The sequence below is a fragment of the Massilia sp. TSP1-1-2 genome, from assembly GCF_049896185.1.
In the GTDB taxonomy this organism is placed as follows: Bacteria; Pseudomonadota; Gammaproteobacteria; order Burkholderiales; family Burkholderiaceae_D; genus Telluria_A.
The window spans coordinates 1-532 of sequence record NZ_JAFCTU010000222.1 but is presented as its reverse complement, the minus strand read 5'-3'; the positions used below and the strand labels follow the sequence as shown (position 1 = coordinate 532).

At 46.6% G+C, this 532-nt stretch carries 1 pseudogene; it reads left to right on the top strand.

Going from position 1 to position 532, the window contains the following annotated elements:
* Positions 1–15 precede the first annotated feature (15 nt).
* A pseudogene (locus ACP7BV_RS27810) lies at positions 16–532 on the top strand (hypothetical protein); the annotation flags it as partial.

Sequence of the window (532 nt, the reverse complement as noted above, 5' to 3'; positions counted from 1 at the left end):
CATGGCAATGTGTACGTGATCGACCGCGGGTACATGCTCTTGCGAAAAATTGACGCGGCAGGTGTCGTAACGACATTGACTGGCTTGCAAAGCAAGCGGCAAAGTAATCCTGGAAGTACGTTCGCCCAGGTCCGCATGCCGTCAATTAATGAGATCGCTGCTGATGCAAGCGGCAACGTTTACGTCGCTGACAAAGTGATGAATCGCATTCTAAAGATCAACCCAGCAGGGCCCGTTCACAATCTGACCAATCCAGCTGGTGAAGATGTGGATATTGATGGGGCAGATTTGCGATCACGGGTTGGTGACATGACTTCTATGATTTCGGACAAAAACGGCAATCTATATTTTCTTTATGTGTTGCACGACAAAAAGAGAAAAACAATTCGGAAAATTGACACAACCGGCGTAGCGACGACCATTGCCGAGTTGGCCGATAAAGAGACAGATTTTGCCGAAGTAGCGTCTCGTGGAATGTATTTCGCATTTGATTCGATTGCAATCGATAACGAGAAAAATTTATTTCTGGACG